Here is a 16856-nt window from a genome sequence, read left to right as displayed (position 1 = left end):
GAAAAGCGGTGCCGCCATTGGATTTCACCGAGGCGGTGCGGAACCAGGAACAACCGGCACAACCGGCTGTTGTGCCGGGAGGAGGAACCCGACCTTCGGAGGATGTTCGCCTGCCCCGGGGCGAGCGACCATGGAGCGGCGGGAGGTGCGGGACATGCCGGACGGCGCGACGGAAACGTTCGACCGGACGCTGGTCCGGTTGCGCCGGGCGGCCGGGCTGACGCAGGAACAACTGGCGCAGCGCTGCGGGCTGAGCACGCGCGGCGTGGGGAATCTCGAACGCGGGCAGCGGCATCCGCGGCGGGTCACCGTGCAGCTCCTCGCCGACGGTCTCGCGCTGCCCGAAGACGGCCGTGCCGAACTGCTCGCGGCCGCCCGGCGAGGCAGGCAGCGTCCGCCGGACAACTCGGTCCCGCCGCCTCGCCCGGCACCGGATCTCATCGGCCGCGTCGAGGAACACGCCTTGCTGGACAAACACATTTCCGGCACGGGCAAGCCGTTTCTGGTTTTCGCCGGACAGACCGGAATCGGCAAAACCCGGCTGCTCGCCGAAGCTGCGACGTTGGCCGAGACCCGCGGCACGGTGGTGCTTTCCACAGCGTGCTCCCGGCACGGCGGAGAGCCGTACGCGCCGCTCTCCGAGGCGTTCGCCCGGCACGCGTCCGAGCATCCCACCGGACCCGGCCTGTCATTCCTGCTGCCCGAACAACGCACCGCCGAACCGGCCCCGCCCCGCTGGCTGATGTTCGCCGAAGCAGCCCGGTTTCTCGACACGCTCGCGCGCCGACATGGCGTGCTCGTGATTCTGGACGACCTCCAATGGGCTAGCCCGGACGGTCTCGCGCTGCTGGCTTCGCTGGTCCAGGACGTCCGGCCGGATCGAGTCCGATTCCTCGCCGCCTACCGCGACACCGAGATCGCCGCCGCCGAGCCGTTGGCCGACACTCTGCTCGACTTGTACCGGAAAGGCTTGCTGACCCAGCATTCCCTGGCCCCGCTGGCGGACGACGACGCGACGACGCTGTTGCACCACAGCGCCGGGACCGAGGTAGGACAGTCCGCCCGCGAACGGGTGCTTCGGCTGGCTGGCGGTCTCCCGTTGTTCCTGGTCCAACTGGGACACGTACTGGGCAGATCCGGCAAACCGCCCGCGGAACTGCCGTGGGGCCTCACCCACGCGGTGCGGCGGCAGCTCGGTTCGCTGCCCGAACGGACCGCCGAGGTGCTGACGCTGCTGGCGGTGGGGCAGCAGCGGATGGACCCGGAAGTCCTCGCCGCCGCTGCCGGGCTGGATCCGGCCGAACTGTCCGAAGTGCTGGCACCCGCGCACACCGCGCGGCTGCTGGACGAAAACGCCGAGGGCGTGCGGCTGACCCACGAACTGGTCGCCGAGGTGATGAACGGAGACCTGCCGCCAAGCCGTCGACATGTACTGCACCGCAGACTGGCCGAGGCATTGGGCGGCGCGGCTGCGGCTTACCACTACACGCACGCGCAGGACACTGAACGAGCCGCGCAAACCTTGCGGCACGCCGCGGAAAAAGCCAGCAGACAAGCCGCCCACGACACGGCCGCCCAGCACCTGGGCGCGCTAGTCGATCTCTTGGACCGCACCGGTTCGCAGGCCGCTGTCGCCGAAGCGGCTGAAGCCTGGGCGGACGCACTCGCCGCCGCTGGCCGTTACGACGCCGCGCTCGCCGCCGCCGAACGCGCGCTTTTGGTGTACCGCAAGGAAGGCGACGAGGAACGGCAACGTCTGGTGATCGCCCGGATCGGCTACCTGCACTACCAACGCGGCACCCCGCGCGAGGGACTGGCGCGGATCGCGCCGACGCTGACCGAAGACCGACCCGGCGGATCGGCCGTCCAGTTGCGGCTGGCTCGCGCCGCCAATCTCTACCAGAGCACGCGCTATCGAGAGTCCGTCGAGGTGTCCACCGCCGCGATCGTCGCTGCCGAAGCGGTGGGGGATGAGCACGGCCTCTCGGGCGGACACCTTCGCCGGGGCTTGGCATTACGGCTGCTAGGCCGCAACGACGAAGCCCTGACCGATCTGCACACCGCCGCCGCCACTGCGGAACTGTGCGGCGACCGCGAGATCGTCGTCCGCGCACTGACCGGGGTCGCCGTGCTGCACCACTACCGCGGCGAACTGGCCCGTGCCGACCGGCAATTCGAGCGGATCCTGTTGCTGGCCGAGGAACTAGGCGACCGGGAACTACTCAGCCGAGCCGTCTGCAACCTCGGCGCGAGCGCGGTCTACGTCGGCCGCTGGGGCGATGCTTTGCGACGGTTCAGCCAGGCACTGGAACTGGCGGGACACGGCAGATCGCCCATGTGCGGCGCGATGGCCCTCATCGGCCGGGGCGCGCTGTGGTCAGCCTGCGGCCGCTTCACTGCGGCAGCCGACGATCTGACTCAGGTGATTCGGCTGGGGCGGGAAAGCGACAATGCCGACATCATCTGCAACGCGTCCGCTCAGCTGGCGGAGAACGACGTGCGTGCTGGGCGACCTGAGCGAGGGGTGCGCCGGTTGCTGCCGTTGCTCGCGATGCAGGGGGAGCGGAGCTGGCAGATGACCGACGCCCTGCCGTTCCTGGCCGAGGCGCAACTGGCTGCTGGCGATCCGGTCGCTGCTGGGGAGACCGCGGCGGAGGCGGTGGCTTGTACTGAGCACATCGATCACATCCTTGCGCGTACGGATGCTTTTCGGGTGCAGGGGCTTGCTTTTCTTCGGTGCGGATCCCTTGCCTTGGCGGAAGAAAGTCTCGGAGAAGCGCGCGTGCTGGCCGAACAGATGGCTTCGCCGTACCTGCTTGCCCGGGTGAGCGCTGCACATGCTGGTTTGGCTGAGCGCCGGGGCGACTGTGCTGCCGCGGCTCGGGATCGGGGGCAGGCGGAGGAGCTGTTCACGGCATTGCGGCGGGACGCCTTGTCTCCGGAGTGAGCCGACTGTACGTGAGGGGAACCCTGAGGGAATCAGATTCCCTCAGGGTTCCCCTCACGTACATTTGCCCGAGCCGAGTGTCCACTGTGGTCAGTTAGATCCGCGCAAGCTCGTCCAAAACCCCAGCCGCCTTCGCGATGTCCTCGGTCAACGGCCGATCCTCCAGCCGCTCGTCCAACACCCCCACCGCAGCCGCGAAAGCCGCTCGCACGGGCAGATCCACCAGCTCAGCCTTCCGGATCCGCAACGCCCGCACGGCAGCCACCAGCTCGCAAGCCAGCACCTGCCGATAAGCAGCCGCCGCCGCTGTGGCTGCCCGCGCAGCCTGCGTCGAAAAACTCGCGTGATCTTCAATCCCCCGCGACACCACAGCAGTCCCCAGCGTCGCAGGCAAAGCCGCCTGCCGAAGTTCGGTAAGCGCGTCGTGCGCGACATACTCCAGGATCATCACCCCGGAACTCCCCGGCGGCCCGACGGCGAGAAACGGCCGCAGCCCGGTGAATTCCGGTTCCACCAAGTCGCCCAACCGAGCCACGGACAGCTCCGCCACCTGATGCACCGTCGCGCGGGCTTGATCGAGCGCAGTCGAAACGTAAGCGGTGTGGAAGTGCGCATGGTGGTAAGCGTCGCCGTGTACCGTAGAGATCATCGGATTTTCCGTGCTGGCATTGATCTCCACGGCGAGCACGTCCCGCAAGTAGTGGATCGCGTCCAAAGCAGGACCTTGCACCTGAGGAAAAGCCCGCAACCCGAAGGGATCCTGAAGCCGACGCCCCGGTTTAGGCGTGCCGTGCATGCCCAACAGCCGACGCATCTCAGCCGCGCAAGCCACTTGCCCGACGTGCGGACGTGCTTCGTGCACAGGTGTCGCGTACGCCTCGGGGTTGCCGTCGAGAGCCACGTACGTGAGCGCGGCGACGGCGTGGCTCGCGCGGGTAAGCGTGTCGAGGCTCATCGCGGCGAGAGTTGCTTCGGCGAGCGTCGCGGCGTTGCTGCTCATGAACGCCAGCGCATCGCCCGCATGCACCGGAACCGGTGGCACCGCGCCGATCGCCCACGCGCGTTCACCGGCCAACGCGAGTGCGGTTTCCGCGAGCGGGGCAAGATCGCCGGTGCCGATGGCACCCAGTCGGTGCACCACTGGCAGCGCACCAGTGCGCACGGCTTCGGCGAGTGCGTTGATCAGCTCTGGGCTGATTCCGGACCGGCCGGTCAGCAGTTGGTTGAGCCGGATCAGGAGCATCGCGCGGATCTGGCCGTCCGGCAGCAGATCGCCGCTGCCGCCGGCGTGGCTGCGCAGCAACCGAAGACCATGCTCGGCGGGTTCGTCCACCGCGTCGTCCTTGTTCGCGCCGACGCCGGTGGTGCGGCCGTAGACCACTCGCCGGGTGCTCAGGTCCTCGGCCAGCTTCCACGAATGCTCAGCCGCGCGCATCGCGGCGATGGACACGTCGATCGCCAGCGGGCCTTCGGTGTGCGCCGCCGCGACCACGTCGGCGCACCGCAGGGTCCGGCCGTCCACTCGGATCACGGCGTGCTCCTCACTCGGTTTCGTCCAGCCGCTGTTCGAGCGCGTCGAGCCGGTCCGCCCAGAACTGCCGGTAGGGCGCGAGCCACGCGTCCACTTCGGCCAGCGGTTCGGCGCGCAGCCGGTAGCAGCGGCGCTGCGCGGACACCCGCACGGTCACCAGCCCCGCCTCGCGCAGCACGCGCAGGTGCTTGGACACGGCGGGCTGGCTGAGCCGCAGTTCGGCCACCAGTTCGCCGACCGACCGCTCGCCCTCGAGCAGCAGGTCCAGCAGCGCGCGGCGGCGGGGTTCGGCCAGCACGTCGAAGGTCTGCATCACCCCGGAAATCTGCCTCGCGGGGCATATGCCTGTCAAGGAATGCGAGTACCGCCGAATGTCCGTTTTATGGTCTAAACCATTGACCTAGTGGTCTAGTCCACTTACGGTGCATTCGTCCCCACCGTTACCGCTTCGTCACCGACGGTGACTCCTGAAGGGAGCAACGATGCTTCGCTTGCGCAGAAAACGCCTGCTGGCACTGGCCGGCCTGGCGACCGCGGCGTTCGCCGCCGCGGCCGCGCTCGTCCCCGCCGCTTCGACGGCCGCCCCCGCGAGAACCGAGGCCGCGGCCGGGAAAGTGGTCGGCTACTTCACCGACTGGGGCATCTACGACCGCAACTACCACGTGAAGAACATCGAGACGTCCGGCTCGGCGAACAAGCTCACGCACATCAACTTCGCCTTCGGCAACGTCACCGGCGGCGGCTGCGCGATCGGCGACGCGTGGGCCGACTACCAGAAAACCTACGACGCGGCGGGCAGCGTCGACGGCGTCGCCGACACCTGGGACCAGCCGCTCGCGGGCAGTTTCAACCAGCTCAAGAAGCTGAAGGCCAAGCATCCCGGGCTGAAGATCATCTGGTCGTTCGGCGGCTGGACCTGGTCCGGCGGCTTCGGGCAGGCCGCGAAGAACCCGGAAGCCTTCGCCAATTCCTGCTACAACCTCGTCAACGACAAGCGCTGGGCCGGCCTGTTCGACGGCATCGACCTCGACTGGGAGTACCCGAACGCGTGCGGCCTCACCTGTGACACCAGCGGTCCCGACGCGCTGAAGAAGCTGCTCGCGGCCGTGCGGGGCAAGTTCGGCTCGTCGAAGCTCGTCACCGCCGCGATCAGCGCGGACGGCAGCAACGGCGGCAAGCTGGACGCCACCGATTACGCGGGTGCCGCGCAGTATGTCGACTGGTACAACGTGATGACGTACGACTTCTTCGGCGCCTGGGCCGCGCAAGGGCCGACCGCGCCGCACTCGCCGCTCACGTCGTACAACGGCCTGCCGACGCAGGGCTTCTACTCGGATGCGGCCATCCAGAAGCTCAAGAGCAAGGGCGTCCCGGCCTCGAAACTGTTGCTGGGCATCGGTTTCTACGGCCGTGGCTGGACCGGTGTCACGCAGAGCGCGCCGGGCGGCACCGCGACCGGACCGGCTCCCGGCAAGTACGAGCAGGGCATCGAGGACTACAAGATCCTCAAGACGAGCTGCCCGGCGACCGGGACCGTCGCGGGCACCGCGTACGCCAAGTGCGGTTCCAACTGGTGGAGCTACGACACGCCGTCGACCATCGCGGGCAAGACGTCGTACGCGAGGTCGCAGGGTCTCGGCGGCACCTTCTTCTGGGAGCTGTCCGGCGACACCTCGAACGGCGAACTGATCACGGCACTCGCCAAGTAGGACCCCGATGCGGCCGGGGCGCCGATTCTGTCGGTGCCCCGGTTTATCGTGCTGTGGGTGAAGTTCAGCGGATTCGGGGAGCACGCCGTCGAGTTCTACGACGGGCTGCTCGCGGACAACACCAAGGCCTACTGGGACGACAACGTGGCCATCTACAAGGAGCACGTCCGGGCTCCGATGGAGGCGCTGCTGGCCGAGCTGGAGCCGGAGTTCGGCGCGGGCTTCGGCGAGGCGAAGGTGTTCCGGCCCTATCGCGACGTCCGGTTCGCCAAGGACAAGACGCCGTACAAGACGCACTGCGGCGGCGTGATCGAGTCCGGCCGCGGCGGGGGAGCGTATTACGTCGAGGTAGGCCCGGTCGGGCTGCGTGTCGGGGGCGGTTGCTTCCACCTGGCCTCGGACCAGCTGGCCCGCTACCGCACGGCGGTCGACACCGAACTGCACGGGCCCGAGCTGGAGAAAATTCTGGCGAGCCTGCGCAAGGCGGGCTGGGAAATTCTCGGCGACCGGCTGAAGTCCAAACCGCGCGGGTTCGCCGAGGACCATCCGCGCCTCGACCTGCTGCGGCACCGTTCGGTGTACGCCGTCCGGGTCTGGGAGCCGGACGACTTCCTGCATGAGCGCGAGACGTTCGACCGGGTGCGGAAATCGTGGCGTCAGCTGCGGAAATTCAACGAATGGGCACGCGACCACGTGGGTCCGAGCGAGAAACCGCGGCGCTGAGGCTGTCCTCCCCCATTCGGGTGATTCCGGGTGTCCGTGCGCGGCGCGGTCGCCCAGCGCACGCCGGTGCCCGGAACTGAATCCTTCCCGCGTTCCGGGCCCGGAACTTCGGGATCGGTACAGACGGGAGCGGCCCGAGCGACTAGGCTCTCCGGACGTGAGCCGACGCGCGAAGATCGTTTGTACATTGGGTCCCGCGACCTCCACGCCGGAGAAGATGCGGGCACTCGTCGACGCCGGGATGGACGTCGCGAGGATGAACTTCAGCCACGGCAGCCACAGCGACCACAAGCAGGTCTACGACCTGGTCCGGTCCGCGGCCGCCGAAAGTGGCCGGGCGGTGGGGATCCTCGCCGACCTGCAGGGACCGAAGATCCGGCTGGGCACGTTCGCCAGCGGATCGGCGGAATGGCACACCGGGGACGTCGTCCGGATCACCGTCGAGGACGTCGCCGGCACCCACGACCGGGTTTCGACCACCTACAAGGGACTCGCCAAGGACGCCAAGCCGGGCGACCGGCTGCTGGTCGACGACGGCAAGGTCGGCCTGGTGGTCAAGGACGTCGAGGGCCCGGACGTCGTGTGCGAGGTGACCGAGGGCGGCCCGGTCAGCAACAACAAGGGCGTGTCGCTGCCCGGGATGGACGTCTCGGTGCCCGCGCTGTCCGACAAGGACATCGAGGACCTGGAGTTCGCGCTGCAGCTGGGCGTCGACTTCATCGCGCTGTCCTTCGTGCGCTCGCCCGCCGACATCGACCTCGTGCACCAGGTCATGGACCGCGTGGGCAAGGGACGGCTGCCGGTCGTCGCGAAGATCGAGAAGCCCGAGGCGGTCTACAACCTCGAGGCCATCGTGCTGGCCTTCGACGCGGTGATGGTCGCCCGCGGCGACCTCGGCGTCGAACTGCCGCTCGAGCAGGTCCCGCTGGTGCAGAAGCGCGCCATCCAGATCTGCCGCGAGAACGCGAAGCCGGTCATCGTCGCCACGCAGATGCTGGAATCGATGATCAACAACTCCCGCCCGACCCGCGCCGAGGCGTCCGACGTCGCGAACGCGGTCCTCGACGGCGCGGACGCGGTGATGCTGTCCGGCGAGACGAGCGTCGGCCGGTACCCGATCGAAACGGTCCAGACCATGGGCCGGATCGTCGAGGCCGTCGAGACGGATTCGCCGGTCGTGCCGCCGCTGTCGCACGTGCCGCGCACCAAGCGGGGCGTCATCTCCTACGCCGCCCGCGACATCGGCGAGCGGCTCAACGCCAAGGCGCTGGTCGCGTTCACGCAGTCCGGCGACACCGTGCGCCGCCTCGCGCGGCTGCACACGCGGCTGCCGCTGATGGCGTTCACGCCGGAGCAGAGCGTCCGCAGCCAGCTGGCGCTGACCTGGGGCACCACGACGCAGATCGTGCCGCGGGTGGACTCCACCGACCAGATGATCCAGCAGGTCGACCACGCGATGCTCGAAATGGGCAAGTACCAGCGCGGCGACCTCGTGGTGATCGTCGCGGGCTCGCCGCCCGGGACCGTCGGGTCGACCAACCTGATCCACGTCCACCGGCTCGGTGAAGACGACCACGCATAAGGGACGTGCGGAACCCTTCCCGCATAGGGTTCCGGCATGACTGAGATGGCCAGGGAAGCCGCCACCGGACTCGACACGAGCACCGGTGGCGGCGGGCAGCCGGTGCTGGACAAGCTCGTCGCGCTGCTGGACCTGGAGAAGATCGAAGAGAACATCTACCGCGGCGTTTCGCCCGCGCACTCGCCGGTGCGCGTGTTCGGCGGGCAGGTCGCCGGGCAGGCGCTCGTCGCGGCGGGCCGGACCGTCCCGGAGGAGCGGCGGGTCCATTCGCTGCACGCGTACTTCATCCGCGGCGGCGACCCGAGCGTCCCGATCGTGTACGAAGTGGACCGCATCCGCGACGGCCGCTCGTTCACCACCCGGCGCGTGGTCGCGGTCCAGCACGGCAAGGCGATTTTCTCGCTGTCCGCGTCGTTCCAGAAGGACGAGCCGGGCATCGACCACGCCGAGCCGATGCCGGAGGACGTGCCCGCCCCGGAGTCGCTGCCGACCTTCCCCGAGCTGACCGCCGGATACGGCCTGCGCCACGCCGAACGCCCGCGGCCGATCGACATCCGCTACATCGGCGAGCCGCCGTGGGTCACCCGCACGACCGGCGAACGCCCGACGCGCCACCGCGTCTGGATGCGGGCCGACGGAACCCTGTCCGACAACCAGCTCCTGCACGTCTGCGTGCTCACTTACGCCTCGGACATGACGCTGCTGGACTCGGTGCTCGCGCGGCACGGCGTGTACTGGGACGTCGACAAGGTGCTCGGCGCGAGCCTCGACCACGCGTTGTGGTTCCACCGTCCATTCCGGGCGGACGAGTGGTTCCTTTACGACAGCACGTCCCCGAGCGCTTCGGGTGCCCGCGGGCTGGCCACCGGACGGTTCTTCACCCGCGACGGCTTGCACGTCGCGACCGTGGTCCAAGAAGGACTGCTGCGGGTCCGGTAAGGACGTTCACCCCATCGATGACCACTCTGAGTGGCTGTCTGCGAGGAAATCGTCGGAAACTGCCACGCTCTCGTGGCGAAATTGCGCGGGAAAACACGTCTGAGTAATACCCGCGAGGCGAAGGAAGGTGCCCGGGACCGGTCGGGGGGCGGCCCCGGACACCTGGTCGTCCGCTTTACCGCGGTGTCCGCGAATAGCCGAGGACGGCCGTCGTCTACGCTGCTCAGGGCCGTCGGCGCGGCTGGATTCGCGTCTCGGCCCGCAGGATGCCAGAGTACAAGCGCACTCTGCACAATGCAGGTCGGAACCGGTGACCGGCGGCTCCCGTCTCGACAGCGGGAATTCCCCGGTGTTATTACTCCACTGACAAGTCGATCACCTGGTTAGATATGCAGTGCGGGCAACAATACGGACCGGAGGTGCTGCCGTGGCGAGAGGCCAGGGACCGACCGTTCGCCGCCGGCGCCTCGCGAGCGAACTGCGGAGGCTGCGCGAAGCCGCCGATCTCACCATCGACGAGGTCGGCGAGAAGCTGGAGTGCTCGGCGTCCAAAGTGAGCCGCATCGAGACCGGCCACGTCGGCGTCACCCCGCGCGACGCGAGGGACATGCTCGCGCTGTACGGCATCACCGGCGACGAGCAGGAGGCGCTCGTCCAGCTCGCGCGCGAAGCGCGCAAACGCGGCTGGTGGCACGCCTACAACGAAGTCTTCACCGGCACCTTCGTCGGCCTCGAAGCGGACGCGAGTTCGCTGCGCGCGTTCCAGGCGCTGCTGGTTCCGGGGCTGCTGCAGACCGAGCGCTACGCGTTCTCGGTGATCCGCGCGCTGCGTCCGGACGCCGAGGAGTCCGAGACCCGCCGCCGGGTCGCCGCGCGGATGGCGCGCCAGCAGCTGCTGACCGACGACCCGCCGGTCGAGTACTGGGCGGTGATCGACGAGGCGGTGCTGCACCGCGTGGTCGACAGCGCCGAGGTGATGGCCGAACAGCTGTACCGGATGAGCGCGATGGCCGAGAAGCCGAACGTGACCGTCCAGGTGGTGCCGTTCGGAGCCGGGGCGCACCCCGGCATGGAGGGACCGTTCCTCATCATGGGCTTCCCCGAGCAGGCCGATCCCGACGTGGTCTACGTCGACGACAGCACTTCCAGCGGCCTGTACCTCGAACAGCCCGACGACGTCCGGCGCTACGCGCTGATGTTCGACCACCTGCGCGCAGCAGCGCTGAAACCGGACGATTCGGTGGCTCTGATCACCGACGCGGCCGGCCGGTTCGCCGAACAGGCCGCCGCGGTTCAGGAACCGAGGAACACCAACCCGAGACAGTGAGGATGTGGGGACCATGATGGCCGACCTTTCCGGTGCCCAGTGGCGCAAGAGCAGCTACAGCGGCGGCGGCAACGACTGCGTCGAGGTCGCCTTCGTCGCGGGCGGCGCCGCGGTGCGCGACTCGAAAGACCCGGAAGGCGGAGCGTTCCGCCTGCCCGCCGCCGGCTGGCAGGCGCTGCTGGACGCGGTGCGCGGCCAGGGGCAGGCTTGATCCGTTCGCCCGGCTGATCGCTGCACGGAGACCCCTTACCCCGCTCGACCTGGACTTCCTTAGTCGAGAGCGCGGGTAAGGGGTCTTTTCGCGTCCGGGTGTAGGCGATCACCTGATGTCCGGGAGGGGCCCTCAGCACGAAAGTGGTCTTCGTCAAGGAACCACGACCCGCTGGGGAGAATCCGATGAGCGACTACAACTGGGACGCCACCCGCGCCGAGGTGGACTACCGCATGGCCGAACTGCGCCGCGCCGCCCGCCAGGCCCGCCTGAGCCGCGGCAACCGCGTCGTCCGCTGGGTGCGCGCACACCGCATCACGAACGTCGAGGTGCCCCGCCAGCAAAGGCGCACGGCGACGGTACCGGAGGCCCGGGCGCGACATAGCGCTTGAGCCCCGGGCCCGGGTCGGGGACGGTAAGGGGGTCGGGCGGGGCGGCAGGCCGGAACACGGTTTCCGGGGCGGCCGCTCCGCCCGCCGGATCCGATCTCGCTTCGCCGTCCGATGCCGCTGCTTTGCCCGCAGGACGCACCTCGCCCGTGACGCCCGCCAGGAGAAACTCCCGCAGAGGTCCGTGAGGGCAACCCTGAGGGAATCAGATTCCCTCAGGGTTCCCCTCACGGACCTTCGGCGTGCCGCACCGCCGCGAGCTGACCGGCTCCCTGCCGCACCAAAGACTTGCCGCGGCCCGCGCGCCGCCCGGACCGACGCGCCGCGCCGCCCGAAGCTTCCTTCGTCCGCCGATCGGACGGAGATCACTGGCCGAACCGGCCGCCACGAGGAAATCCATGTCGGAACTGTCGGGGGTGTAGGTGAGAATGCATCTCGTGCCTCGTCTCGGTTCCGGTATTCCGCTCGTCGCCCGCACGCAGGAGATGCGGCGGCTGCGAGCGGCCTTCGCGCGCGCAGAACGCGGAGAAGCAGGTGCGGTGCTCATCGCGGGCGATGCCGGGGTCGGCAAAACGCGGCTGCTCACCGCGCTCGGGGAGCACGTCGCCGGCTGCGGCGGGCTCGTGCTCACCGGCCGGTGCATCGACGTGCGCGACGGCGGTCTGCCCTACCTGCCGTTCGCCGAGGCGCTGGCTCCGCTGGGGTCGTCGGCCGATCCCGCGGTCGCGGCGGCGGTGCGGGCGCGGTCCGCGCTGGGGATGCTGCTGCCGCAAGGGGGCGATCCGCAGCCTGCCGCGACCAGCGACCACGGGCAGGTGTCCGAAGGGGAGCGCGAGGGCGTCCGCCGGGTGCGGCCCGAGCAGGACCTGGGCCAGCTCCAGCTGTTCGACGCGGTACTGGGGGTGCTGACCGAGGTCGGCCAGGAGCAGCCGGTGGTCGTCCTGCTCGAAGACCTGCACTGGGCGGATTCCTCCACCCGCAACCTGTTGTCCTTCCTGCTCAGCCGCCTGCGCGCGCAGCGGCTGCTGGTCGTCGGCAGCTATCGCGAGGAGGACGTCCACCGCAGGCATCCGCTGCGCGGTCTGCTGTCCGAACTGGTCCGGCTGAACACCGTCGAACAGGTCGCGCTGGCCCCGTTCGGACCGGCCGACGCGCGCGCGTTCGTCGCGGCGCTGGCTGAAGAACCGCTGTCGCCGGACGTGGTCGCGGACATCGCCGAACGGTCCGAGGGCAATCCGTTCTTCGTCGAGGAACTCCTTGCTACGGGAGCAGACTGCCAAGATCTTCCCGCCGGGCTCGCCGAAGTCCTTCTGGCACGGCTCGAACGTTTTCCCGCCGAGACGCGCCGGGTCCTCCGGGTCATCTCGGTCGCCAACGAATCGGTCTCGCACGCCGCGCTCGCGCAAGTCGCGGGCATCGGCGACCTGGAGCTGGACGAGGCGCTGCGGGAAGCCGTGCAGCACCACGTCCTCGTCATCGAGGGCGGTTTCTACACTTTCCGGCACGCTTTGCTGCAGGAAGCGGTCTACGCGGACCTGCTGCCCGGCGAGCGCACGCGGATGCACGCCGGATACGCGGCGCGGATCAAGTCCATGCCGCAAGGCCGCGGCCACGACGCGAAGCTGGCCTTCCACAGCCTGGAAAGCCGGGACTTCGACACAGCCCTCTCGGCGTTGCTCCGCGCCGCGGACGAAGCGGAAAAGCTCGGCGCGCCCGGCGCGGCGTTGCGGCACATCGAACAAGCACAGTCCATTTGGGACGCCGTGGCTCCGGAAAACCGTCCCGACGGCGTCGACGAGTTGAAGCTGCTCAGCGAGGCCTCGTACTTCGCCGGCACTTCCGGCGAGCCGGAGCGTGCGGTGGCGTACGCGCGGTCAGCCACCGAAGTGCTCAAGCCGGACGCGTCGCCCGAGCATTCGGCGAAGGTCTGGCGTCGGCTGGCCGAAACGCTGCTCACGCTGGAAGGCACATTCGACGAGGCGGTCCAGGCGATCGAGCGCGCTTGGGAGCTGGTCGCCGAGCGGGAACCCAGCGGTGCGCGGGCGTGGGTGCTGGCTTCGCGGGCCGGGTTCCAGCGGCTGCGCGACCAGCACACCGAGGCGTTGGCCAGCGCGCATACCGCGGTCGCGGACGCGCGCGCCGTTGGTGCGGTCGGGGCCGAGGCGTCGGCGCTCGTCACGCTCGGCACGTTGGCCGACAGCGCGGGCGACGCCGACGAGGCCCGCGAACGCTTGCGGGAAGCTGAACAGAAGGCGCACGACGCGGGTGCGTTGAACGTCGAGATCCGCGCGATGTACTTCCTCGCCCTCAGCTACGACGACCAAGCCGAGATGGATCTCGCGCTCGCGCACGCCGCGCGGGGAGTCGCGCGGGCTGAGGAAACCGGGCTTACCTGGAGCACGTACGGGCTGGAGTTGCGGGCCCGGCTGCTCTACTTGCGTTATCTGAGCGGGGATTGGCCGAAGGAGGACGCTGCCGGGCGCGCGCGACGAGGCGTGTCCAGCGCGGTCGCTGCTCGAATTTTGGCCAACTGGGTGCTGTTCTTGGTGGGGCGCGGACGGTTCGCGGACGCGGCCAAGGCGTTGCCCGGTCTTCGGCAGCAGTGGATGGCGGATCTGCAGATCGCGATGGCGGCGGGGGATGCGGCGATCGAGCTGGCTGCTTGGCGCGGAGAGCATTCCGAGGCGTTGCGGATCACCGACGAGTTGGTGCAGTGGCTGGAGAAGGCCGAGTCCGCGCTGCTGGGCGGGATTCGGATCGTGGCGCTGGCGATTCCGTCCGCTGCCACGTTGGCTGCTGAGGCCCGGGCCAAGGGGGACCAAGCTGCGGCGGACGGCTTTGTGGCGATCGGCCGTCGGCTTTTGGCGCATGGGCGGCGGTGTGCTGCTGAGGGGCATCCGCGCTCCGGGACTATGGGGCCGGAGGGGCGGGCCTGGCTGGCGAGGATGGAGGCTGCCGCGTCTGCGTTGGAAGGTCCGGCGGATCCAGACCTGTGGGCGGAAGCAGCCGAGGCGTATTCCTACGGTGCGATCTACGAACAGGCGGTCTGTCGTTGGCGGCAGGGGGAGGCGCTGCTGGCCGCCGGACGGGCTGGGGCGGCGGAGGCGTTGGAGGCGGCGCATTCGGTCGCGGTGAAGCTTGACGCCGTTCCGTTGCGGGACGCGGTGCGGGATGTGGCGCATCGGGCTCGGGTGGAGTTGTCCGGTGTCGAGGCTGTGCCTGCCCGACCGCAGCTGAACCCCTTGACCGACCGGGAGCGGGACGTGCTGGAGCGCGTCGCGCTCGGCCGGACCAACCGGCAGGTGGGGGAGGAGCTGTACATCTCCGAGAAGACGGTGAGCGTGCATCTTTCGCGGGTGATGGCGAAGTTGGGGGCTAGTCGGCGGGCTGAGGCTGTGGCGATTGCTTATGACCGGGGGTTGCTGACTGTTCCTGAGTAAGGGGGCTGCTCGTCGCCTGGCGGCGACCTTGCGCACCTGGGTTGCGTGGGGCACCCCGAAGCTTGAGTGTGCTGACGGTCTGGGGGTGCTTGTCAAGGCGGGAAAGATGCCTTGACAAGCACCCCCAGACCGCAGGGACGCTTCGTATCGGGGTGCGGGGGTGGGGCTGGGTGCCTCGAACCTTGGGTGCACCGGTGCGGTTTGTTGGTGGGTGGGGCTAGCGCCCCAATGCCACATTGGGTGCATGAGACGCACCCAATGTGGCATTGGGGCGCATCGCGGCGGGGTGGTGAGCGGGTCGTCTGTGAAGGGCTCCTTGAGGGGATCTGGTTCCGTGAGGGGCCCCTTGAGGGAATGGCTGTCCGTGAGGGGAACCCCTGAGGGACTCCAAGCCCGTGAAAGTTCCCCTCACGGACACCTCAGCGGCCCGGCAGGCGCCGCAGCAGTTTCATGCTCACTGTCATGAAGCGGGCCCACAGGGAACCCGGTACTCCCTTTGGTGGCCGCAGGCCCATTCCTCGCTGCACGGCGATTGACTGGGGTTCGGTGTACTTCAGCAGGCCTTCTGCGCCGTTGCGGCGTCCGGCTCCGGATTCCTTCATGCCGCCCATGGGGACGCCGACCGTTCCGAAGGTTGCTGCGTAGCCCTCGTTCACGTTGACCGTTCCGGCCTTCAGGCGTGCGCCGACTTCCCAGCCTGCTCGGCCCCTTCGCGTCCATACGCTCGCGTTCAGGCCGAACGGGGTGTCGTTCGCCCGCTCGATCGCGTCCGTGACATCGGTGAAACCGTAGATCGACACCACCGGGCCGAAGGTTTCCGAGGCGAACGGGGTCATTCCGGGGCGGACGTCCGTCAGCACCGTCGGCTCGTAGAACAACGGGCCGAGGTCCGGTCGGGGCCGTCCGCCGGTCAGTACCTTCGCGCCCTTCGCCCGGGCGTCTTCCACGTGCGCGGACACGGTTTCCAGCTGGCTCTTCGAGGTCAACGACCCCATCCCGGCGTGGTAGTCCAGCGAGCCGCCCAGCCGCAACGCGGCCGTCCGCGCCACGAATTCGCGGGTGAACTCCTCGCGGATGCTGTCGTGCACATAGATCCGCTCGACCGAGACACACAGCTGGCCTGCTGACGAGAAGCACGCCGTGACCGCGCCTGCTGCGGCTTTGGGGATGTCCGCGTCCGGCAGCACGATCATCGGGTTCTTGCCGCCCAGCTCGAGCGAATAGCTGGTGAGCCGCTGCGCGATCCGGCCAGCCAGGTCTTTGCCGGTGGGGGTGGAGCCGGTGAAGCAGAGGTAGTCGCATTCCTCCAGGAGCGCGTCGCCGATTTGCGAGCCTCGGCCCAGCACGATCTGCCACAGGCCTGCGGGCAGTCCGGCTTCCTCGGCCAGTTCCTGCAGCCACAGCGCGGACAGCGCGGTCTGGTTGTCCGGTTTCTGCACCACGGCGTTTCCGGCGGCGAGCGCCGGGAAGACGTCCATCGCGGTCAGCGCGAGCGGATAGTTCCAGGGCGAGATGATGCCGACGACGCCCTTGGGGTGCCGCAGTTCGCCCGCGCGGGTCAGGCCCGGGATCACGCCGGGCGCGCGGCGCGGGGAGAGGATCTTCGCGCTGTGTTTGCCGTAGTAGGCCGCGACCAGGACGGTGGCGCTGACCTCGTCGAACGCGTCGATCCGGGCCTTGCCTGCTTCGACCTGGACCAAGTCGAGGACTTCCGCTTGGCGCGCGAGCACCAGGTCGTGCAGGCGGAGGAGGAACTGCTGCCGCCGGGTCACCGGCAGGGCTGCCCACTCGCGCTGGGCCTCGCGGGCCGAGGCGAAGGCGGCGCGTACTTCGGCGTCGTCGGCCTGGGGGAGCGAGGTGATCGGCTGTCCGGTGAAAGGCGCGGTCATCTGCACGGGCGCGTTGTCGGCGCCGCCGGTCACGCGGGCTACCAGCGCAGCCGCGCGGGCCGCGGACGGAGCGCCTGCCACACCGCCGACGGTCGCGGGCAGGGGCTGGCCGGTGAGGTTCGCCGGGGTCGTACTCGTCATCGAGCGCACCTTCTTCCGTGCGGGGCCG

At 69.2% G+C, this 16856-nt stretch carries 12 protein-coding genes; 9 read left to right on the top strand and 3 right to left on the bottom strand.

Translation table 11 applies throughout. The annotated features are described in order from the left end of the window. Positions 1–130 precede the first annotated feature (130 nt). Complete coding sequence (locus AB5I40_RS14505; RefSeq protein WP_370939009.1) at positions 131–2947, top strand: AAA family ATPase; 2817 nt, start codon at positions 131–133, stop codon at positions 2945–2947. Positions 2948–3041: 94 nt separating this feature from the next. Here AB5I40_RS14505 and AB5I40_RS14500 read toward each other — a convergent pair whose 3' ends face one another. After that, entirely contained in the window at positions 3042–4478 is a 1437-nt protein-coding gene (locus tag AB5I40_RS14500; RefSeq protein ID WP_370939008.1) for an aromatic amino acid ammonia-lyase, read from the bottom strand. Positions 4479–4488: 10 nt separating this feature from the next. Further along, positions 4489–4791: a helix-turn-helix transcriptional regulator gene (locus AB5I40_RS14495; RefSeq protein ID WP_182890918.1), complete on the bottom strand. Its 303-nt coding sequence runs from the start codon at positions 4789–4791 to the stop codon at positions 4489–4491. Between the two features lie 169 nt (positions 4792–4960). On the opposite strand from AB5I40_RS14495, the gene AB5I40_RS14490 reads away from it, so the two are divergent. The 8 genes from AB5I40_RS14490 (at position 4961) to AB5I40_RS14455 (ending at position 14798) form a co-directional block, all read left to right on the top strand. After that, positions 4961–6187, top strand: a complete 1227-nt coding sequence (locus tag AB5I40_RS14490) for a glycoside hydrolase family 18 protein (RefSeq protein ID WP_370939007.1) — start codon at positions 4961–4963, stop codon at positions 6185–6187. Between the two features lie 57 nt (positions 6188–6244). After that, positions 6245–6910, top strand: a complete 666-nt coding sequence (locus tag AB5I40_RS14485; protein WP_370939006.1) for a DUF2461 domain-containing protein — start codon at positions 6245–6247, stop codon at positions 6908–6910. A gap of 157 nt (positions 6911–7067) precedes the next feature. Next, entirely contained in the window at positions 7068–8492 is a 1425-nt protein-coding gene (gene pyk / locus AB5I40_RS14480) for a pyruvate kinase (RefSeq protein ID WP_370939005.1), read from the top strand. 36 nt (positions 8493–8528) lie between these two features. Next, a complete protein-coding gene (locus AB5I40_RS14475; protein WP_370939004.1) occupies positions 8529–9431 on the top strand; it encodes an acyl-CoA thioesterase in 903 nt (300 codons plus the stop codon). A 427-nt stretch (positions 9432–9858) separates the two neighbouring features. Next, positions 9859–10758, top strand: a complete 900-nt coding sequence (locus tag AB5I40_RS14470) for a helix-turn-helix domain-containing protein (protein WP_370939003.1) — start codon at positions 9859–9861, stop codon at positions 10756–10758. Positions 10759–10771: 13 nt separating this feature from the next. Continuing rightward, positions 10772–10969, top strand: a complete 198-nt coding sequence (locus AB5I40_RS14465) for a DUF397 domain-containing protein (RefSeq protein WP_037809881.1) — start codon at positions 10772–10774, stop codon at positions 10967–10969. Between the two features lie 185 nt (positions 10970–11154). Then, positions 11155–11361, top strand: coding sequence for a hypothetical protein (locus AB5I40_RS14460; protein WP_370939002.1), 207 nt, complete (start codon positions 11155–11157; stop codon positions 11359–11361). A 425-nt stretch (positions 11362–11786) separates the two neighbouring features. Continuing rightward, a complete protein-coding gene (locus tag AB5I40_RS14455; RefSeq protein ID WP_370939001.1) occupies positions 11787–14798 on the top strand; it encodes a helix-turn-helix transcriptional regulator in 3012 nt (1003 codons plus the stop codon). A gap of 419 nt (positions 14799–15217) precedes the next feature. Here AB5I40_RS14455 and AB5I40_RS14450 read toward each other — a convergent pair whose 3' ends face one another. Continuing rightward, positions 15218–16828, bottom strand: coding sequence for a succinic semialdehyde dehydrogenase (locus AB5I40_RS14450; RefSeq protein ID WP_370939000.1), 1611 nt, complete (start codon positions 16826–16828; stop codon positions 15218–15220). Between the last annotated feature and the right edge of the window lie 28 nt (positions 16829–16856).

Source organism: Amycolatopsis sp. cg13 (assembly GCF_041346965.1).
In the GTDB taxonomy this organism is placed as follows: domain Bacteria; phylum Actinomycetota; class Actinomycetes; order Mycobacteriales; family Pseudonocardiaceae; genus Amycolatopsis.
This window is presented reverse-complemented; position numbering and strand designations above follow the sequence as displayed.